A 20,377-nucleotide genomic window follows, 5' to 3' on the forward strand; every position below is an offset into this window, starting at 1 on the left:
CGAATATGACCTTCCCAGGGTTCGATCCGCTGCCGGGGCATGGAGCGGAGGCATGGCGATGATCCAACGTCTCACGGTTCTTCTCGTTCTACTGCTGGCATTGGCTGGCTGCGATAGCGGCGGCTCTTATGGTGGCGCCTCGGGTTGCCCTCACTGGGCTATTAGCGTGGCAGCGCCGCGCCATATGGAAGCCTGGGTCGAGGAACTCTACGTACTAGACGCGCACGGCAACTGGTATCACGTGCCGCAAGGCGTGGTGGGCGAACTGCGCGACACCGCCGGATGGAGCAACCTGGATGGCGGCGGCGGGGGTCCGCGTCTCAAACAAGCCGGCGCACCCATGCGGGTGTATGTGCGCTGGCAATCGCTGGCAGAGCCGCAAGCGTACGCCTGGGAGTTCGAGGTACCTGAAGCCATGCGCAAGACGCTCACCCATCGCGAAATGGGCAAGACCTGGTACGGGCCGCCGCAAATGAGTTGCCGCAGCGATATCACCGTGGGCGTGGCGCCGGGCGGACGCACCATTGTGTGGGTCGATGGCGATGGTCTGTCCAGCCAGGAAATGGGACGAGGTCAAGCCACCGTGGTACCCGAGGGGCCATGGCTAGGCAAAGGTAAGGAATACGCTTACCCCCTTTCCGACAAAGCCAAGCAATACCTTGAAACCCACAGCATCCCCTACGGCAGCTGGTGAACCCATGCTTGAGGTTCGGCGGCAAAGTAAAAGGCCTCCCTCGCGGGAGGCCCACCCGGCTTCCGTGCCGGTAACCCCTGGGATGTAAGGGCTTGGCGCGGCAACTCAGAAGCGATAGCCGAGGCTGACGCCGTAGGCCAGCGGATCGATCTTCGCGGTGCCGACCTTGGCGCCGTTGACCTTCACGTCGCTCTCGATATTCATCCAGCGCAGATCGGCGGTGAAGATCCACTTGGCGTTGATCTTCACGTCGATGCCGGCATGCGCGGCCACGCCCCAGCTATTGGCGATGCTCACGCTATCGCCGGCGAGCGCACCGGTGCCCTTGGTATCGAAGAAGTTGGTGTAGTTCAGGCCGATGCCGACGAACGGCGATACCGTGCGGTCGGGCATGAAGTGGTAGTTGACGCCCAGCGTCGGCGGCAGCTGCTTGGTCTGCGCTACCTTGCCCAGACCCGAGAGCTTCACGTCATGCTGGAACGGCCACGCGGCCAGCAGATCCACGCCTAGGTTGGGCGTGAACATGTACTCGATGCTGCCGGTGGGGCGCACATTGCTGTCGACACTGGCGCGAGCACCGGCGAGGGTGCCGTTGTTGCTCTTGGGATCGACCGCGTGCACGCCAAAGCGCACGACCCAGTTGTCGTCGTTGGTGTCGGCGTGCGCGGCGGGGGCGATGGCAGCGGCGCCGAACGCGGCGGCGATGGCGAGCGGAAGCAGTACTTTCATGGGAGTCATCCCTTGTGGGTGTGTCTTCGGGGTGACGCCATGGTCGTGAAGAAGTTGTTGGCCGCGCTTGATCTGGATCATGCGGACCTGGGGCATACGGACGCAGGTGCGAACGCTCACCAACGCAAACGGCCCGCCAGTGGCGGGCCGTGGTGCAAGATCACCAACGCCGTGTGCGGCTTGTTTCAGGTGTCTGCGTCGGTGGACCAGCCTTCGCGATTGCCACGGGTGAATACGCGGTCGCGGTCGAGCACGTCGCCGGCCGCATGCGGCGATTCCTCGCGCAGCTTGGCGTAGATCGGCGTGAAGTCCGGGTGCGTGGCCTCGAACAACTGCTCGAAGCTGTCGATCACGAAGTAGGTTTGCTGGAACGTGTCGATGCGGTAGCGCGTGCTCATCACGCGCTCCAGGCCAAAGCCGATGCGGTTGGGCGAGGGCGAATCCAGCGAGTAGATGGATTCACCCTTGGAGCTGACGATGCCCGCGCCGTAGATGCGCATGCCGTCCTTGGTGTTGATAAGGCCGAACTCCACGGTGTACCAGTACAGGCGCGTGAGGTTCATCAGCGCCTCGGGGCCAATCGCGAACGCCTTCATGCCGCCACGGCCATACGCCTGCATGTAGTCGGCGAATACCGGGTTGAGCAGCAGCGGCACATGGCCGAACAGGTCGTGGAACAGGTCCGGCTCGCTCAGGTAATCGAGTTGGTCGGGCTTGCGGATCCACCAGCTCACCGGGAAGCGGCGATGGGCGAGGTGATCGAAAAACACCTCGTCCGGCAGCAGGCCTTCCACTGCCACCAGCTCCCAGCCGGTGGTAGCGCCGAGCACCTTGTTGAGATCGGCGAACTTGGGAATGCCGCCATCGCCCAGGCCAAAGCGGGCGACGCCATCCATGAATTCCTGGCAGGCCCGGCCCGGCAGCAGCTCGCACTGGCGCTTGAACAAGGTGTCCCACACCTCGTGATCGGTGCGGCTGTAATTCGCCCAGGGCTGCTCCACCACGCCGGTGGCGTACACCGGCACGTAGCCTCGGTCGGTCTGTTGGTGCTCGACGCGGCGGGGCGTGACGTTCATGGCGGGCTCCTGGCGCAACGGCCGTGGATGGCTGGATAAGCCAGCATAGGCCGATTGCCGCGCACGATGATTGCTTTGTTGCTCCCTTCACAAGTCATTGAGCAATAATCATGTGAGTAATAACTCATTGTGGATACTTTATTGCCATGTCAGCCCTGGACCGCACCGATTTGCGCATGCTGGCCGTACTCCAGGCCGATGGGCGCATCACCAATGCGGAGCTGGCCGAGCGGGTGAGCTTGTCGCCCTCCGCCTGTCTGCGCCGCCTGCAACGGCTGGAGGCCGACGGCATCCTCACCGGCTATACGGCCCAGGTGGACCCGCAGGCGGTGGGGCTGGGCCTGCAGGCCTTTGTGCGCGTGCAGTTGAGCAAGCACGAGAGCGCGGCGGTGGAGCGCTTCGTAGACCTGGTCAACGGCTGGGACGAGGTGATCGATTGCTACGCCCTCACCGGCGACATGGACTACCTGCTGCACGTCTATGTGGCGGATCTGCAGGACTTTTCCCGCTTCCTGCTGGACCGCCTGTTGAACGCCACCGGGGTGGCCGATGTCAATTCCAGTTTCGTGCTGCGTACCGTCAAGCACTCGGCGGCCTTGCCCCTGCGCCAACTGGAACGTTGATCGTTGCGACATGGGGACGCAGGGCACCCGACTAACGCTAAACTAACTGGACGAATGAACACCCACACCGTTTCCGCCCCGGCCCGTCGTGATCTGATGCGTCCCCTGCGTTACGCCTGGCGCGTACCCTTGCTGCTGCTGCATGTCGTACTGGGCGTGCTGCTGTGCTCCCTGATCCTCAGTTGGGGCCGTCATGCGGTGATGAAGGACGGCCGCGAGCCGTTCCCCCATCGCACCATTCGCTGGTGGTCCACGGCACTGCTGCGCATCTTCGGGTTGCGCTCGGTGCGCTTTGGCAAGCCGCTGGCCGATCCGGTGCTGTTTGTCGCCAATCACACCTCGTGGCTGGACATCGAGCTGCTGCACAGCCAGCGCGCGGCCTGCTTCGTGGCCAAGGCCGAGATCGCCGGCTGGCCGCTGGTGGGTTGGCTGGCCGCCAGCGGTGGCACCATTTTTCATCGTCGCGGCAGCAACCATTCGCTGGCGGCGGTGATGCAGGTGATGGTCGAGCGCCTGCGCGGCGGTCGTTCGGTGGCGGTGTTCCCCGAGGGCGGCACCGGTCACAACGGGGTGTTGCGCGTGTTCCATGCGCGCATCTTCCAGGCCGCGCTGGATGCGCAGGTGCCGGTGCAGCCGGTGGCGCTGCGTTTCGCGCGCGACGGCCGCCGCGTGATCGACGCAGGTTTTCGCGAGCACGAGAATTTCATGCAGAACTTCCTGCGCCTGCTGGGCGACGCGCCGCTGGACGCCGAGGTGCATTTCCTCGAGGCGGTACCGGCCACGCCCGATGCGCGTCGCCGGATGGCTGAACTGTCGCGCGAGCGCATCGCCGCGGCGCTGGACGATCAACCCGATCCCGCCCCACACGCATGAATTTGCCCAAGGGAAAGGATTTCCTGCCACCGTGGCCGCTGCGTAGCGGCCACGTGCAAACCATGCTCTCCTCCAGCGGCGTGCGTCGCCTGCTGTTGCCCAGGGCCGCGCAGACGGTGCTGCAGGGTGCCGAGGTGGTTACGGTCGATGGCGGCGATGGCGTGCGCCTCACCGGCGCCTACACCGCGCAGCGCGCGCAGCCGCAGTCGCGCGGCCTGGCGGTGTTGTTCCACGGCTGGGAAGGCAGCGTCGATTCCACCTATGTGCTGCAGACCGGCAGCCGCCTGCTGCGCGATGGCTGGGATGTCTTCCGGCTGAACTTCCGCGATCACGGCGATAGCCATGACCTCAACGAAGCGCTGTTCCACTCGTGCCGCATCGATGAAGTGGTGCACGCGCTGGGCGATATCGCGCAGCGCTATCCCGGTCGGCCGATGGTATTGGCCGGGTTCTCGCTGGGCGGAAACTTCGCGCTGCGGGCGGCACTGCACGCGCCGGCCGCCGGCTTGCCGTTGAGCTACGCGTTGGCCGTGTGTCCGATCATCGACCCCAGCGAAGGCCTGTTCTCGCTGGAGGAAATCGCGCCATGGATCTACCAGGCGTACTTCATGCACAAGTGGCGGCGCTCGCTGAAGGCCAAGCAGGCGGCGTTCCCGCAGCATGAATATTTCGAGTTGGCCGAGCTCAAGCAGAATCTGCGCGGACTCACCGCCTCGCTGGTGGCGCGGCATACCGATTTCGGTTCGCTGGAAGCGTATCTGAACGGCTATTCCGTGGCGGGCCGCGCGCTGGATGCGCTGCACATTCCGGCCACCATCCTCACCGCGCGCGACGATCCCGTGATTCCCGTGGATGCGTTCGAGCGGCTGGAGCTGCCGGCCAACGTCGAGCTGGATATTGCCCCTTACGGCGGCCATTGCGGTTTCATTCGCAGCTGGGACATGACCAGCTTCACCGACGATTACATCGCCGCGCGCTTCAATGCCGTGGCGGCCAGCGCCTGAACCGGCGCCAGCGCCGTTGACAGTGGCAGGGGGCGCATCGAGGATGCGCCTTTCATCGCGGCATGGCGCCGCCCGTGGGGGAGAATGCGCAGATGAGCACGCAGGCCAAGGGCAGCTTCGAAGTCACTCTCTCGCCACAACCGCCGCAGGACGGCGTGGGCGACCCCAGCGTGGGACGCATGGCGATCCATAAGCGCTTTCACGGTGACCTTGACGGTGAGGGCAACGGCCAGATGCTGGCGGTGGGCACCGCCGTGGACGGTTCGGCCGGCTACGTGGCGATGGAGCGGGTCAGCGGCAGCCTGCATGGCCGTCGTGGCAGTTTCGCGCTGCAACATAGCGGCACCTTGAATCGAGGCGCTGCGCAGCTGTTGGTTACCATCGTGCCCGACTCGGGCACCGACGCATTGGCCGGCATCAGCGGCCAGTTGCAGATCATCATCGACAAGGGCGAGCACGCGTATGTGCTCGACTACACCTTGCCGGACCAACCCTGATCTTTTCCCCGAGGGAGCGGCGGCGCTACGCTTTCGTCCTCCCTCACGGAGCCCCGCCATGCGCAAGCTTATTTTCGCCCTGATCGGACTCGTTGCCACGCATGCGGCTTGCGCCGCACCGCAGCTGGAGCTATTGAGCCTGCCCAAGGGCTTTCATATCGCCGTGTACTCCGATCAGGTACCGAATGCGCGCGAGATCGCGCTGGGCGCCAAGGGCACGGTATTCGTCGGCTCCAATAGCGCGGGTAAGGTCTATGCGCTGACCGACAGCAAGGGCGCGGGGCGCGCCGACAAGGTACGCGTAATCGCCAGCGGCTTGCAGTTGCCGGTGGGCGTGGCCTTTCGCAACGGCGACCTGTACATCTCGGCGGTGAGCAAGATCCTGGTGCTGCGCGACATCGAGAATCACCTCGACAAGCCGCCGACCCCGGAAGTGGTGTACGACAAGTTTCCCACCGAGCAGCATCACGGCTGGAAGTTCATCGCCTTCGGCCCGGACGGCAAGCTCTACGTACCCATCGGCGCGCCTTGCAACGTCTGCGACAAAGGCAAGGACTTCGCCAAGATCACCCGCATGAACGCCGACGGCAGCGGTCTGGAGGATGTCGCCTACGGCATCCGCAACACGGTGGGTTTCGACTGGCAGCCCGGCAGCAGGCAACTGTGGTTCACCGACAATGGCCGCGACCTGATGGGCGACGACATGCCCAGCGACGAACTCAACAAGCTCACCCGCATCGGCGAGCATTTCGGCTTCCCCTATTGCCACCAGGGCGACACGCTCGATCCGGAGTTCGGCCAGGGCAAGAGCTGCAAGAACTACACGCCGCCGGTACTCAAGCTGGGTGCGCACGTGGCTTCGCTGGGCATGCGCTTCTACGAAGGCGCCATGTTTCCGCCGAGTTACAAAGGCGCCATCATCATTGCCGAACACGGTTCGTGGAACCGCACCACCAAATCGGGCTACCGGGTGATGACGGTGCGCCTCAGCGGCGACAAGGTCGTGTCCTACGAGCCGCTGCTCGATGGTTTCGAGCAGGACGAAAAGGCCTGGGGACGCCCTGCCGACGTGCAGCCACTGCCCGATGGCAGCCTGCTGGTGAGCGACGATCTGGCCGGCGCGGTCTATCGCGTCACCTATGCCAAACCTTGAGGTGGCGCCTTGCGTGGCGCCGCTTGTTTTCTTTCGATGATGTACCAGGAGAATCGCCTTGCAACTGCGCAGTGACAACTTCGAGCATGGTCAGCCGATACCGGCCAAGTTGGCCTTCGGCAAGCCGGGGTCGCCGGTCGCGCTATCGGACAACCTGAGTCCGCATCTGGCATGGAAGGACGCCCCGCGCGCCACGCGTTCGTTCGTGCTCACCTGCATCGACTTCGACGTGCCCAGTAAGCCCGATGACGTCAACCAGGCCGGGCGCACCGTGCCGGCGGATCTGCCGCGCGTGGAATTCGTCCACTGGCTGATGGCCAATATTCCACCCGAATGCGGCGAGCTGGCCGAAGGTGCGTGCAGCGACGGCATCGTGGCGCGCGGCAAGCGCGCACCCTATGGTCCGCCGGGCAGCGTGCAAGGCATCAACGATTACACCGGCTGGTTCGCGGGTGACGCCGATATGCGCGGCGAATACCTGGGCTATGACGGTCCGTGTCCGCCGTGGAACGACTCCATCGTGCATCACTATCACTTCCGCCTGTATGCGTTGGATGTGGACAACCTGCGGCTCGCCGACGGATTCACCGTGGCGGAACTGCGCGCGGCGATGGACGGCCATGTGCTGGCCGAAGCGGAAGTAATGGGTACCTATGCCATCAACGCCGCGGCCGCCTGAACGGTTCATCGACGAAGCGTGAACAGGGCACAACGGAGTGGGATTGTCAGTCTTTCTTCACGCTCACAAGGCATGGCCTGTGGGTGAATGGGTTGAGGCGAAACGCTGCCCCGACCTAGAGGAATGTATCCATGCTCCACTACGCCCTGGTATTTCTGGTCATTGCCATCATTGCGGCATTGTTCGGGTTCACCGGTATTGCCGGTACCGCGGCAGGCATCGCGAAGATTCTGTTCATCATCTTCCTGATCCTTGCGGTGATCGCGTTCTTCCGGCGCGCGAGCTGAGTGGTGGCGCAGCGAAGCGGAAACGCTTCGCTGCGCGCCCAACGGGTGATATTGGCTACAGTGGAATCCTTCCACTGCCGCATTGGAGATCGACATGAGTAAGCAAGTCCAGGCGCACGAAGAAAACGGCGCCGCCGAACGCATCGAGGAGCGCGCCGAGCGCATCAAGCAGGCAACCTCCAGTGCGGTCAATACCACCAAGGACGCCGTGGACCGCGCCGCCGATCACGTCGAGGAAGGCTTGCACCGTGCCACCGACAAGGCTGCCGACGCGGCGACCCGCGCCTCCGCCAAAGCCGAGGAATACCGCGAGCGTTCGCGTGAGGTTTATGACGATGCGGTGGACCGCGCCGACGAATGGCTGGAACGCGCACGCGACTACGTTCGCGAAAAGCCAGTGCAGTCGGTGGCCATCGCCCTTGGCGCTGGCTGGCTGTTAGGCCGCATACTTCGTCGCTGACGCTAGCGACGAGGACAGCGGATGGACCAGACCGGACGCGACGACGCGCCCGCCTCCCCCGGGGAGACGCCGGCACCGCCTCCGCCGCCCGGCCTGCTCGACGATGTCGGCCGCCTCGGGCGAGCCGTTCATACGTTGTTTGGCGCCCAGTTGCGCCTGCTGGCGGCCGAGCTGGGTCTGGCCCGCGCGGCGGTGCACTGGATGCTGGCCGCGGCCCTGGTGGCCATGGTCGCTGGCGTGGGCCTGGGCCTGACCTTGCTGGGGTTGATCGGCTGGCTGCTGGCGCAATGGTTCCACTCCTGGACCTGGGCGCTGGTGGTGTTGGCGCTGATGGAACTGGGTTTCCTGTTAGGCGCGATCCTGCTGTTCCGCCGTTGCATGCATTGGCTGAGTTTGCCCGCGACGCGAAGCGAGTGGAGTGCGATGATGCGCGAGACCCTGCATCGTCCCGAGCCGCAGGGCGAGTCCCGTCCGGAGGACAACCCATGAGTCTGCTCAAACAGCGGCATGCGGTGCGCATGGCGCAGAGCCGCGTGCAAAGCGCCCGCCACGCGGTAGCCGAGCCGGCGCAGGCGTTGCTGTCGCGTGGCGAGCGCAACCCGCTCACCACGGTGGGCCTGGCGGCCGGCGCTGGCTTTGTGTTGGGCAAGCTCAACGTCCATCCGCTGCGGGTGCCTGGCCTCGGCGCGCTGCTCAGCGGCACCGCGGCCGAAATCGTGGGGCAGGCGGTGAATTTGGTGGCCGAATTCGCGCAGGACAGCGTCGACCCCTCATGATCCAGCCTGGACCCTCCGACACGCCCGCCACCTCCGGTGACGCGGTGGGCACGCCGATACCTGCGGTTCCTGGCCTCGGCCTGCGCGAACCGCGCGGCACTCACGTGCGCGTGCAGCGCACGCGCAGCGCCCACCGCCATCTGCGCGCCATCCGCGTGATGCTTGGCCTGCTGCTGATGCTGGCGCTGATGTACACGGTGACCCTGACCAAGGGCTTGTTGATTCCGCTGGTACTGGCGGCATTCATCGGCCTGGCGCTCAACCCCATCGTGGCCAGCGGGGCGCGCATCGGTTTGCCGCGCTGGCTGTGCGCGAGTGTATTGATGCTGGGCCTGATCGCAGGCATCGGCAGCGGTATTGGTTTGCTGAGCCAACCCGCGTTGGGCTGGTTCCACGAAGCGCCATCGGCCATACGCGGCTTCCTGCCCAAGCTCAAGGCCATCATGCAGCCGCTGGAAGCGGCCAGTCGCGCCACGCAAAGCCTGGTGGCGGGGCAAAACCTGCGCGCGCCGCAGCCCAATCCCAGTGCCATGGCCATCAGTGCATGGGATGTGGTCGCCACCACACCCAAGGTGCTGGCGGCCGTGCTCACCGTGGTCTTGCTGGTGTTTTTCTTTCTGGTGTACGGCGACCTGTTGCTGCGGCGGCTGGTCGAGGCCTCGCCCGGTTTTGGCTATAAACGCCATGCAGTGGCGATCGTGCGCAGTATTCAGAGCGAGGTTTCGCGCTACATCCTCACCACCACGCTCATCAATCTGATGTTGGGCAGCATCACCGCCTGCATGCTGTGGCTGTATCACATGCCCGATCCGCTCCTGTGGGGCGCGGTAGCCATGCTGGCCAATTTCATTCCCTACGTCGGCGCCATCACCACCACCACGGTGCTCGCCCTGGTGGGCCTGATGAACTTCAACGATGCCGGCTCCGCGCTGCTCCCCGCGTTGACCTTCGCCGGAATCACCGCCGTGGAGGGCAACCTCATCACCCCGATGATCCAGGGTCATCGCATGCGCTTGAGCCCGATCGCGATCCTGTTGTGGCTGCTGATCTGGGGCTGGCTATGGGGTATTCCCGGCGCATTGCTGGCGGTGCCGATGCTGACCAGCGCCAAGCTGGTCGCCGAACGCGTGCGTGGCTGGCGCTGGTTCGCGCTGATGGTGCAGCGATGAGCACGCAGGTGACGGTGCGTGCGCTGCGCAAGCGTGACCACGACGCCTGGAAATCGCTATGGGATGGTTACAACGCTTTCTATGGCCGCAGTGGCGCCACCGCGTTGCCCGACGACATCACGCAAACCACCTGGGCCCGTTTCTTCGACGATGACGAACCGGTGCACGCACTGGTGGCCGAGAGCGAGGGCGTGCTGCTCGGGCTGGCGCACTACCTGTTCCATCGCAGCACCACCAGCATCGCGCTCAGTTGTTATATGCAGGACCTGTTTACCGTGGCCGCCGCACGCGGCCGTGGCGTAGGCCGCGCGCTGATCGAGGCGGTATATGCGCGTGCCGCCCAAGCCGGCTCGCCGCGCGTGTACTGGCAGACGCACGAGAGCAACGCCGTGGCCATGCGGTTGTACGACCGCGTGGCCGACCGATCCGGCTTCGTCGTGTATCGGAAGCTGTTGGCGGGTTGATGGTGGCGAGACGCGGCGATCAGTGATCGATGCCGTGTGCTTTCAACACCTCGCTGATGTCGAAGCGCCAGATATTGCGTGAGCCGTTGAGCGGATCGGCCAGGCGTCGCTGCAACGATTGAAGGTCATCGCGCGGCTTGGGAAACGACACGGCATCTCGGCGATTGCTGGAGAGGAACAGTTCGCCAAAGTGACGGCCCAGCGATGGCGCATTCTCCAACTGCGGGCTATTCACATCGCCGTCCACATGGATCGGTTTGCCCCAATGACCATCGGCGTCGCGAAAGGCGATATAGATATCGGCGCTGCCCAGCGAATCGCCTTCGTTGCCGGCGAACAAAAGAAAGCGTTGCTCGGGATCGATCGCCGGGTCCATGCGATTGCGCGATACGTCGCCCAGATCCACGCGCTCCGGCGCGGCATAGCCGTGGGTTGTGCGGCGTGCCACATAGATCTGGTACGCCTTGCCCGAATCCTCGCGATGCGCGGAGAAATAGATATCACCATTGGCGGCGATGGATGGGTTGTAGATCATCGCGCCGTCGTTGAGCGCGCCGTCCACATGCACCGGCTCGCCCCAGCGGCCATCGCGCTGGCGTTCCACGTACCAGAGATTCTTGCCGGGGAAATGCTGTCCGCTCATTTCCGCTACCAGCGGTGCGTCCCCCGGATGCGGCGGCCGGTTGGAGACAAAGTAGAGCCGTTGACCGTCCGGCGACAGGGACGGTTCGGAGTCGTGCCATTGCCCGGAGAAGGGCGCCACTTCCGGCGTGGACCACTGCGCGCCCTGACGATGTGCAACCAGGATGGTGTCATCCCGCTCGGCAAAGTCCGAGCGCATGAAATACAGCGTGTTGCCATCCGGCGTGAGCGTGGCGGAGGTTTCCTGTCCGCCGGTGGATATCACCCCGGGGCCGACCAGTTCGCCGGCGCTGGCGCCCGTAGCGATCAAGGCAAGGGCGCAGGCCAGGCTGCGGGCAAGCAGGTTCGACGACATGAGTCATGCTCCTTATCGACACGTCGGATCGGAAGTGCCGCAGTCTGAGCAGGGTGTCGCGTGCCAAACAGTGCCTGAAGACACCATGCCAATCGGGCTAACTCACCAATCGATGCGCTGCCGGTCGCGGAAGAATCCACCGCTGATCGAGGGTCGCGACGGCAGCGTAGCCGCCCATACGATGCCGGCGGCACCTTCGGCCACCGGCCGACCGCCGTGTCCGCCCATATCGGTGGCGACCCAGCCCGGACACACCGCATTGATAAGGATGCCGCTGCCGGCCAACTCCGCCGCGAGCATGCGCGTGTGGCTGTTGAGCGCCGCCTTGGACACGCGATACGCCGGACAATCGCTGCCTTCGCTGGCGATGGCGCCGCAACCGCTGGAGACATTCACGATGCGTCCGTAGCCGTGTCGCTGCATCAACGGAAGCATTGCTTCGGTGAGTCGCCACGCACCGAGCAAGTTGGTCTCCAAGGCCTGGCGCACCAGATCCAGGCTTACGGACGACGGCTGGTCATCGATATCGAAATACGCGCCCGCGTTGTTGATAAGGATATCCAAGCGACCGAACTCGCCCTGGATGCGCGCGGCGAGTTCCGCTACATCCTGCGCGGAGGTCACATCCAGCGATACCGGCACCACCACGCCGCCTTCGCGTCGCAGGGTGCGCGCAGCCTGCTCGCCGCGCAGGCTGTGACGCGCGCCCAACAACACGGTGATGCCCTGGGCGGCGAGCTGGCGCGACACTTCGAAACCCAGGCCACGGTTGCCGCCGCTGACCAGCGCGATGCGCTGGGCCAGCACCGGCTCGGCTGCCACTCCGCGGCGTCGCGCGGGCCGACCCGGAAACGCCACGGCATTCATGGTGCCGTGGCCAGTTGATCGCAACGCTCGCTGGCGCAGGCTTGCCAACCACCGCCCAGCGCCTTGTACACCGCCACCGCGCGCAGATTGATCGACGCCTGCGCGTCGGCCAGTGCATCTTCCGCGGCCAATTGCGTGCGCTCGGCATCCAGCAACAGCAGGAAGTCGGCCGCGCCTTCGTTGTAACGCACGCGCGCAAGGTCCGCCGCTCGACGACTCTGCGTCACCTGATCGGTCAGCTTGAGCACGCGCTCGCGTTGCAGGTTGTAGCCGACGATGGCGTTGTCCACATCCTCCACCGCCTGCAACACGCTGCGCTGGTAGTTCGCCAGCGCGGCATCCGCGCGGGCTTCGCTGGCCTTCACGTTGGAACGCACGCGCTGTACGTTCAGGCCCGACCAGCTGATGCTGGGCGCGATCGACCACGCCCGCGTGGAAGCGCCGCCAAAGTCGTTGCTGCGACCGGCCAGGAAGCCAAGGAAGCCGCCGAGCGTGATATGCGGGTAGTAGTCGGCCTTGGCGACGCCGATGCGCGCGTTGGCCGCAGCCAGTTCGCGTTCGGCGATGCGCACGTCGGGGCGGCGCTGCAACACATCGCCAGCGTTGCCGATGTCCAGCGCCACATCGATCGGCTTAAAGCCTTGCGGCGACAGATCGATATCCAGTTCACCCGGACGTTCGCCCAGCAACACCGCCAGTCGCGCGGTGTCGTTCTGCGCCAAGGTCTGCAACGCCGGCAGCTGCGCTTCGACCGAACTCAGGCGAGCGCTGGCGCTGGCGACATCCTGCTCCGAACCGGTACCGACATCGGCGCGGGCACGAATCAGGCGCAGCGACTGGCGCTGGTTTTCGATATCGCGATTGGCCACGTCGATGCGCAGCTGCACGCCACGCAGGTCAAAGTAATAACGCGCCACTTCGGCGAACAGCGTCACTTGCGCGTCCTGCAACGAGGCTTCGCTGGCTCCGGCGTCGGCACGCGCGGCCTCTACCGAGCGACGCACGCCACCGAACAGGTCCAGCTCCCAGCTGGCGTCGAAGCCGGCCTGGTAGCTGGTGATGGTGGTGCGCTGATCGGTGAAGCCCGGTTGCTGTTCACGGCTGCGCGAATAATTCGCCACCGTTTCCACGTCCGGAATCTGCTGCGACTTCGCCACGCCCAGCATGGCGCGCGATTCGCGCAGGCGCGCATAGGCGATCTTCAGGTCCGGGCTGTTCGCCGCCGCGCGCTGGATCAGTGCGTCCAGCGTCGCGTCATTGAACTGCTTCCACCACTGGGCCTGGAAGTTCTGCGTGGATTCCTGCTCGGCGTTGACGTTATGCAGGGCAAGCGGCTTCTCCTGCGGCGCGTGATAGTTCGGCCCCACGCTGGCACAGCCGGCCAGCAGCAGGGAAGCCATGAGTACGGTGAGTTTGCTCATCTCAGTGGTTCTCCAGGGCAGGTGCCGCCGCGGCGAGGCGCGCGGCCTTGCGGGCGCGGCGGCGTTCGCTTGCGCGTTCGCCCCAACCGCGCACCAGCACGTAGAACAGCGGCGTAAAGATCAGGCCGAAGAAGGTCACGCCCAACATGCCGGCGAATACCGCCACGCCCATGGCATGACGCATTTCCGCGCCTGCGCCGTGCGAGGTCACCAGCGGCACCACGCCCATGATGAAGGCGAACGACGTCATCAGGATCGGACGCAGACGCAGGCGAGCGGCTTCCAGCACGGCCTGGGTGCGATCCATGCCTTCGAGGATCTGCGCTTCGCGGGCGAACTCCACGATCAGGATCGCGTTCTTGCAGGCCAGGCCCACCAGCACGATCAGGCCGATCTGGGTGAAGATGTTGTTGTCGCCACCGGACATCCACACGCCGGTGATGGCGGACAGCAGCACCATCGGCACGATCAGGATCACCGCCAGCGGCAGCAGCACGCTTTCATACAGCGAGGCCAGCACCAGGAACACCAGCAGCACGCACAACGGGAAAACCAGTACCGCGGTATTGCCAGCGAGGATCTGCTGATAAGTCAGCTCGGTCCATTCGAACGTCATGCCGTTGGGCAGGTTCTCCGCGGCGAGTTTTTCCATGGCCGCCTGCGCCTGGCCGCTGCTGAAGCCCGGCGCCGCGCCACCGTTGATCTCGGCGGTCGGATAGCCGTTGTAGTGCTGCACACGGTCCGGGCCCACGGTCTGCTTGACCGTGAGGAACGAACCCAGCGGCACCATTTCACCGGAGGCGCTGCGCGTCTTCAGTCCCAGGATGTCCTGCGGCTCGTGACGGAAGCCGGGCTCGGCGGAGACGTTCACCTGATAGGTACGGCCGAAGCGGTTGAAGTCGTTGACGTAGAGCGAACCGAGGTAGGCCTGCATGGTCTGGTACACATCGGCCAGATCCACGCCTTCCGCCTTAGCCTTCTCGCGATCCACGTCCGCATCGATCTGCGGCACGCTTACCTGGTAGCTGGAGAACAGGCCGGCCAGGGTCGGCACCTTGGTGCTGGCCTGAACCAGGTTCTGCGTTTGCTTGTACAACTCTTCGAAGCCCGCATCCGAACGGTCTTCCACTTGCAGACGGAAGCCGCCGATGGTGCCCAGGCCATTCACTGGCGGTGGCGGGAAGATCGCGATGTAAGCGTCCTGGATACCCGCGTACTTCTGTTGCAGCGCGGCGGTGATCGCAGCGGCCGACAGCGACGCATCGCGGCGTTCTTCAAACGGCTTGAGCGTCACGAACACGATGCCGGAGTTGGTGCTGTTGGTGAAACCATTGATCGACAGGCCCGGGAACGCCACGGCGCTTTCCACGCCCGGCTGCTTGAGCGCGATATCGCTCATGCGGCGAATCACGTCTTCCGAACGGTCGAGCGAGGCGGCATCCGGCAACTGCGCGAACGACACCAGGTACTGCTTGTCCTGCGCCGGCACGAACCCGGTCGGCACGTGCGCAAAGCCGAACAAGCCCAGCAGTACCAGACCGCCGTAGATCACCAGGGCGATGGAACCCGAACGAAGGATGCGCTTGACCCCGCCGACGTAGCGGTTCGCGCTGCTCACGAACAGGCGGTTGAACGGGCGGAACACCCAGCCGAACGCGCGATCGATCAGCAGGCTCAGCTTGTCCTTGGGCGCACCATGTTCCTGCAGCAGCAGGGCGGCCAGCGCGGGGCTCAGGGTGAGCGAGTTGAAGGCGGAGATCACCGTGGAGATGGCGATGGTCAGCGCGAACTGACGATAGAACTGGCCGGTGAGGCCGCTGATGAACGCCGCCGGCACGAACACCGCACACAGCACCAGCGCCGTTGCCACAATGGGGCCGGTGACTTCGGTCATCGCCTTGCGGGTGGCTTCCTTGGGCGACAGACCGTGCTCGATATGCCGCTCCACGTTTTCCACCACCACGATGGCGTCGTCCACCACGATGCCGATGGCCAGCACCAGGCCGAACAGCGACAGCGCGTTGAGCGAGAAGCCGGCGATCAACATGACCGCGAATGTGCCGATCAACGACACCGGTACGGCGACCAGCGGAATGATCGATGCGCGCCAGGTCTGCAGGAACAGGATCACCACGAGCACCACCAGGGCGATGGCTTCGAACAGGGTATGCACCACCGCTTCGATCGAACCGCGCACGAATACGGTCGGGTCGTAGACGATCTGGTAATCCACGCCCTGCGGGAAATCCTTCTTGAGGCTCGCCATCAGTGCGCGGACTTCATCGGAGATCTGGATAGCGTTGGAACCCGGCCGCTGGAAGATCGGCAGTGCCACCGCCGGCTGGTTGTTGAGCAGGCTGCGCAGCGCGTAGTTGTTGGAACCCAGCTCCACGCGAGCGACATCGCGCAGATGCGTGAAGGAGCCATCGGCATCCTTGCGCACGATGATGTTGAGGAAGTCTTCCTCGGTAATCAGTCGACCCTGCGTGTTGATGTTGAGCTGGAACGCCGCGTTGTTGGGTCCCGGGGGCGCGTTGAGCGCACCGGCCGCCACGGTGATGTTCTGCTCCTGAATCGCGTGCACCACGTCGCCGGTGGTGAGCTGGCGCGCGGCCAGGTGCTGCGGGTCCAGCCACACGCGCATGCTGTATTCACCCGCGCCGAAGATCTGCACGTCGCCGACGCCGTCCAGGCGGGCCAGCTGATCCTTGATGTGCAGGCGCGCATAGTTGGACAGGTACAGCATGTCGTAGCGCTGATCGGGCGAGATCAGGTGCACCACCATGGTGAGGTCGGGTGAGCTCTTTTGCGTGGTCACGCCCAGGCGCTGCACTTCCTCGGGCAGGCGCGGCAGCGCCTGCGACACGCGGTTCTGTACCTGCACCTGCGCGTTGTCCAGGTCGGTGCCCAGCGCAAAGGTGACGGTGAGCGTCATCGCGCCGTCGCTGGTGGATTGCGAGCTGGTGTAGAGCATGCCTTCCACGCCGTTGATCTGTTCTTCCAGCGGCGTGGCGACGGTTTCGGCGATCACCTTGGGGTTGGCGCCGGGGTAGCTGGCACGCACCACCACGGTGGGCGGCACCACTTCGGGGTATTCGCTGATCGGCAGCTTGAACAGCGCAATGCTGCCCGCGATGACGATCAACACGGAGAGGACGCCGGCCAGGATGGGCCTGTCCACGAAGAATTGGGCGATTTTCATTGCGTTCGTCCTGGTTGCTCTAGGCACCATTCCCGCGCGAGGCGGGGACTTTCGACGCTTTGCTCCCGTAATGCGAAGACAAAGCGTCCCTGACCCCCGGCTCAAACGAGCGGGGGCTTGCATGGCATTTCGTGTCGCTGAATGTCTTGCTCGTCATCCCTGCGCAGGCAGGGATGCCTTTATCCACAACAGCGCAAGTCATTGGATTCCCGCTTTCGCGGGAATGACGAGCAAAAGCCGGTTACTTCTGTTGCGCGGCGGTCTTGCCGTTGCCACCACCCGCCAGGGCCACTTGCTTGTTCGGGTCGAGGCTGCGCGTTTCCATGGCTACCTTGGTGGGATTCACTTCCACGCCGGGGCGCACATGCTGGATGCCGTTGACGATCACCACGTCGCTGGCGGCCAGGCCTTCATTGACCACCCGCAGGCCGTCGAGCAGCGGGCCGGTGACCACGCGGCGGTATTCCACCTTGCGGTCCTTATCCACTACGTAGACGTACTTGTTGCCGAGATCGGTGCCCACGGCGCGGTCATCCACCAGCGCACGCGGCTCGCGGCTGTCGCTGCGCAGCTGGATGCGTACGTAGAGGCCCGGCGTGTAGCGCGCATCGGCGTTGTCGAACACGGCGCGCAGGCGGATGGTGCCGCTGCCGGCGCGCAACTGGTTGTCGACGAAGTCCACGCGACCCACGTGCGGGAAGCCGTTTTCGTCGGCCAGCGCCATGGCGATCTGCGGCGAGGCGCCGTGCTCGCGACGCTGGCGGTCGAACTTCAGGTAGCTGTGCTCGTCCACATCGAAGTAGGCGTAGATCGGGTCGGTGCTCACCACGCTGGTCAGCACGTCGTTGCTGGTGACCAGGTTGCCGGGCGTTACCAGGGCGTTGCTGACGCGGCCATCGATGGGCGCGCGTACCTCGGTAAAGCTGAGATTGAGGCGGGCGGCATCGAGGGCGGCGGTGGTGGACGCCACCTGTGCCTTGGCGCTCTGTGCGGCGGTTACCTGACGATCGGCCTCTTCCTTGGCGACGGCGTGCTGGTCCAGCAGGCGCTGCGCGCGTTCGGCGTTAGCCTGGGCCAGCACCTGTTCGGCCTTGGCCTGGCTGAGGTTGGCGGAGAGGCGGTCCACCTCCGCCTGATAAGGGCGCGGATCGATGCGGAACAGCAGGTCGCCCTTGCGTACCGCCGCGCCTTCCTTGAAGTGCACCGAGTCCACGTAGCCATTCACGCGCGGACGCAGCTGGATGGTGTCGACGGCCTGCAGGCGGCCGGTGAATTCATCCGCATCGTCCACTGGACGCACCAGTACCTGGGCTACGGTAACCGCGGGCGGCGGGGTCGGGCCGGCCTGGGCGTGGGTGTCGGCGCCGTGACCGAGCAGGGCCCAGCTACCGCCCACCACGGCCAGGGCGAGTAGGGCGAGGGTCCATCGTTTGTTCATGTCGGGCTCCCAGAATGATCTCGCTGGAGTGGGGCTACCCCAGCTGACAGGGCCGAGAGATTAGGTATACCATCGGGTTCAATAAATACCTCCTTGTGCAATGCAATAGTGACTCTGAGTCACGAATGGGGCGAGAATCGACGCTATGGAAGACTTTGCCGCAATCTCCGCGTTCGTCCGCGTGGTCGAGGCCAAGAGCTTTGCCGCCGCGGCCACCCAGCTGGGCATGACCCCTTCCGGGGTGAGCCGGGCCGTTTCCCGCCTGGAGGAACAGCTTGGCGCCCGGCTGCTGTTCCGTTCTACCCGTTCCTTGCGATTGACCGACGATGGGGCCGCGTTCCATTCACGTTGCAAGGAGATCCTTGCCGACCTGGCCGAGGCCACCGAGGCCCTGGGCTACGCCAGCCGCAAGCCCACCGGCAAGTTGCGCATCGGTGCGCCGGCCGCGTTGGGCCGCACCATGCTGATTCCCCGGCTGGCCGAGTTCGAGCAGCGTTACCCGGATATCCGGCTGGAGCTGGCGATGTGCGATTACCCCTACGACCTCAACGAGGAAGGCATCGACTGCGCCATTCGCGGCGGCCCGCTGGAGGACTCCAACCACATCGCGCGCAAGATCGGTTACCTGCGTAACGTGGTGCTGGCCTCGCCCGACTATCTGGCCCGCCACGGTGCGCCGCAGAGCATCGAGGATCTCAAGCAGCATCGCTGCATCAATTACGTGCAGCCCAACGGCCGCCCGCGCCAATGGCAGTTCGACACGCCCAGCGGCCAGGTGACGGTGGATATCGATGCGCACATGCTCATCAACGATGCCGAGTCGGTGATCCAGGCGGTGGTGGCGGGGCTGGGTATTACCCAGGCGCCGCACATCATCGCGGCCTGCATGCTGGATATCGGCAAGCTCGAGCTGGTGATGACCGACACCATTTCCACCGGCAAGCCGGTGTGGATCGTCTACCCGCAGAAGCGGCACCTCTCCGCACGCGTCCAGGCCTTTATCGAATGGGTGCGCGAGGTGTTCGAGCAGACCAACGAGCCGGGCCTGAAGAAGCTGCACAAGCCCATCGCCGCCGTATCCGAGCAACGCCTAAGCGCCTGATCGAGCGGGCTTCATAATTCTTCATTGGCATTTCAGGCGCTTCATTTGGCGCACTGCTGAGCTACGTCGCACCTATTCGCGGAGTAGCTCCCATGCCTGTCCGGTCATCCCGTTGGTTGCTTGCCAGTCTGCTGGCTGTCGTCGCGCTACCGCTGGCGGCGGCCGGCTACCAGACGCCGGCCAAAGGCGCCGATGGCTGGGCGGTGGCGGACGCGCGCCCGGCGCATTGGGACAGCACGCGATTCGATGCGCTGGAAGTCAGGCTGGCCGACCAGACCTATAAGGGCATCACCAGCATCGTGGTGGCCCAGGACGGCAAGCTGGTCTACGAGGCGTACTTCAACGGCGGCAGCGTCGATCAGCTCAACGACATCCGCTCGGCCAGCAAAAGCATCACCGCGTGGCTGGTCGGCGCCGCGATCGATCGCGGGCTGATTCCCGGCGTGGATACCAAGGTCTACGACTACTTTCCGGACAAGCAGCCGGTGCAGCACGCGGACCCGCGCAAGCAGGCGATCACCCTGGAAGACCTGCTCACCATGAGTTCGCTGTGGGAGTGCAATGACGACAACGAGTTCTCCTCGGGGCACGAGGAGCGCATGTACGTCACCGAGGATTGGCTGCAATTCGCACTCGACCTGCCCATCAAGGGCTTTGCGCCGTGGATGACCAAGCCCGCAGACAGCCCGCATGGTCGCGCGTTTTCGTACTGCACGGCCGGCGCCTTCGTGGCGGGCGCGGTGGTGGAACGGGCCACCCACCAGCCGCTGGCGCGTTTCGCCGCCGAGGTGTTGGAGCGTCCGCTGGGCATCACCCAATCGCACTGGAACACCTCGCCGCTGGGTGTCGGCATGGGCGGTGGCGGC

The 20,377-nt window shown here is 64.9% G+C and carries 22 protein-coding genes; 15 read left to right on the top strand and 7 right to left on the bottom strand.

Annotation, left to right across the window (positions count from 1 at the left end):
* The first annotated feature begins 52 nt into the window (after positions 1-52).
* Positions 53-694 (top strand): DUF2931 family protein, encoded by a 642-nt coding sequence (locus tag JHD67_RS04735; protein WP_199097834.1) that lies wholly within the window; start codon positions 53-55, stop codon positions 692-694.
* A 105-nt stretch (positions 695-799) separates the two neighbouring features.
* On the opposite strand, the gene JHD67_RS04740 is transcribed toward JHD67_RS04735, so the two are convergent.
* A complete protein-coding gene (locus tag JHD67_RS04740; protein ID WP_199097836.1) occupies positions 800-1,423 on the bottom strand; it encodes an OmpW family outer membrane protein in 624 nt (207 codons plus the stop codon).
* 185 nt (positions 1,424-1,608) lie between these two features.
* Complete coding sequence (gene phhA / locus JHD67_RS04745) at positions 1,609-2,499, bottom strand: phenylalanine 4-monooxygenase (RefSeq protein WP_199097838.1); 891 nt, start codon at positions 2,497-2,499, stop codon at positions 1,609-1,611.
* A gap of 146 nt (positions 2,500-2,645) precedes the next feature.
* On the opposite strand from phhA, the gene JHD67_RS04750 reads away from it, so the two are divergent.
* The 12 genes from JHD67_RS04750 (at position 2,646) to JHD67_RS04805 (ending at position 10,484) form a co-directional block, all read left to right on the top strand.
* A complete protein-coding gene (locus JHD67_RS04750) occupies positions 2,646-3,122 on the top strand; it encodes an Lrp/AsnC family transcriptional regulator (protein WP_199097840.1) in 477 nt (158 codons plus the stop codon).
* A 54-nt stretch (positions 3,123-3,176) separates the two neighbouring features.
* Positions 3,177-3,995: a lysophospholipid acyltransferase family protein gene (locus tag JHD67_RS04755; protein WP_199097842.1), complete on the top strand. Its 819-nt coding sequence runs from the start codon at positions 3,177-3,179 to the stop codon at positions 3,993-3,995.
* Entirely contained in the window at positions 3,992-4,999 is a 1,008-nt protein-coding gene (locus JHD67_RS04760) for an alpha/beta fold hydrolase (protein ID WP_199097844.1), read from the top strand. Before JHD67_RS04755 ends, JHD67_RS04760 begins: the two co-directional genes overlap by 4 nt.
* Before the next feature lie 92 nt (positions 5,000-5,091).
* Entirely contained in the window at positions 5,092-5,496 is a 405-nt protein-coding gene (locus JHD67_RS04765) for a DUF3224 domain-containing protein (protein WP_199097846.1), read from the top strand.
* A gap of 58 nt (positions 5,497-5,554) precedes the next feature.
* On the top strand, positions 5,555-6,649 hold the full coding sequence (locus JHD67_RS04770) for a PQQ-dependent sugar dehydrogenase (RefSeq protein ID WP_199097849.1): 1,095 nt from the start codon (positions 5,555-5,557) through the stop codon (positions 6,647-6,649).
* Between the two features lie 58 nt (positions 6,650-6,707).
* Positions 6,708-7,328 (top strand): YbhB/YbcL family Raf kinase inhibitor-like protein, encoded by a 621-nt coding sequence (locus JHD67_RS04775; protein WP_199097851.1) that lies wholly within the window; start codon positions 6,708-6,710, stop codon positions 7,326-7,328.
* Between the two features lie 131 nt (positions 7,329-7,459).
* A complete protein-coding gene (locus JHD67_RS04780; RefSeq protein WP_114240942.1) occupies positions 7,460-7,615 on the top strand; it encodes a DUF1328 domain-containing protein in 156 nt (51 codons plus the stop codon).
* Positions 7,616-7,709: 94 nt separating this feature from the next.
* The gene (locus JHD67_RS04785) at positions 7,710-8,075 is read left to right on the top strand and encodes a DUF883 family protein (RefSeq protein WP_199097853.1); all 366 of its coding nucleotides are present in this window, start codon (positions 7,710-7,712) and stop codon (positions 8,073-8,075) included.
* Between the two features lie 21 nt (positions 8,076-8,096).
* Positions 8,097-8,564, top strand: coding sequence for an ABC transporter ATP-binding protein (locus tag JHD67_RS04790; protein ID WP_199097855.1), 468 nt, complete (start codon positions 8,097-8,099; stop codon positions 8,562-8,564).
* Positions 8,561-8,851 (top strand): hypothetical protein, encoded by a 291-nt coding sequence (locus JHD67_RS04795; RefSeq protein WP_199097857.1) that lies wholly within the window; start codon positions 8,561-8,563, stop codon positions 8,849-8,851. Before JHD67_RS04790 ends, JHD67_RS04795 begins: the two co-directional genes overlap by 4 nt.
* Positions 8,852-9,009: 158 nt before the next feature.
* Complete coding sequence (locus JHD67_RS04800) at positions 9,010-10,020, top strand: AI-2E family transporter (RefSeq protein ID WP_233171641.1); 1,011 nt, start codon at positions 9,010-9,012, stop codon at positions 10,018-10,020.
* Positions 10,017-10,484 (top strand): GNAT family N-acetyltransferase, encoded by a 468-nt coding sequence (locus JHD67_RS04805; RefSeq protein ID WP_199097861.1) that lies wholly within the window; start codon positions 10,017-10,019, stop codon positions 10,482-10,484. Before JHD67_RS04800 ends, JHD67_RS04805 begins: the two co-directional genes overlap by 4 nt.
* A gap of 19 nt (positions 10,485-10,503) precedes the next feature.
* On the opposite strand, the gene JHD67_RS04810 is transcribed toward JHD67_RS04805, so the two are convergent.
* The 5 genes from JHD67_RS04810 to JHD67_RS04830 form a co-directional block, all read right to left on the bottom strand.
* Positions 10,504-11,481, bottom strand: coding sequence for a PD40 domain-containing protein (locus JHD67_RS04810; RefSeq protein WP_199097863.1), 978 nt, complete (start codon positions 11,479-11,481; stop codon positions 10,504-10,506).
* 102 nt (positions 11,482-11,583) lie between these two features.
* Positions 11,584-12,303, bottom strand: coding sequence for an SDR family oxidoreductase (locus tag JHD67_RS04815; RefSeq protein WP_343214307.1), 720 nt, complete (start codon positions 12,301-12,303; stop codon positions 11,584-11,586).
* Positions 12,304-12,344: 41 nt separating this feature from the next.
* Positions 12,345-13,769 carry an efflux transporter outer membrane subunit gene (locus JHD67_RS04820; RefSeq protein ID WP_199097868.1) on the bottom strand — a complete coding sequence of 475 codons (1,425 nt, stop codon included), beginning with the start codon at positions 13,767-13,769 and terminating at the stop codon, positions 12,345-12,347.
* A 1-nt stretch (position 13,770) separates the two neighbouring features.
* Positions 13,771-16,971, bottom strand: coding sequence for a multidrug efflux RND transporter permease subunit (locus tag JHD67_RS04825; protein ID WP_199097871.1), 3,201 nt, complete (start codon positions 16,969-16,971; stop codon positions 13,771-13,773).
* Positions 16,972-17,212: 241 nt separating this feature from the next.
* Complete coding sequence (locus JHD67_RS04830) at positions 17,213-18,409, bottom strand: efflux RND transporter periplasmic adaptor subunit (RefSeq protein WP_199097873.1); 1,197 nt, start codon at positions 18,407-18,409, stop codon at positions 17,213-17,215.
* Between the two features lie 145 nt (positions 18,410-18,554).
* On the opposite strand from JHD67_RS04830, the gene JHD67_RS04835 reads away from it, so the two are divergent.
* On the top strand, positions 18,555-19,511 hold the full coding sequence (locus JHD67_RS04835; protein ID WP_199097875.1) for a LysR family transcriptional regulator: 957 nt from the start codon (positions 18,555-18,557) through the stop codon (positions 19,509-19,511).
* A gap of 92 nt (positions 19,512-19,603) precedes the next feature.
* The coding region (locus JHD67_RS04840; RefSeq protein ID WP_199097877.1) for a serine hydrolase domain-containing protein at positions 19,604-20,377 on the top strand (774 nt) is incomplete at its 3' end.

The organism is Dyella sp. ASV21, assembly GCF_016428975.1.
Lineage (GTDB): Bacteria > Pseudomonadota > Gammaproteobacteria > Xanthomonadales > Rhodanobacteraceae > Dyella.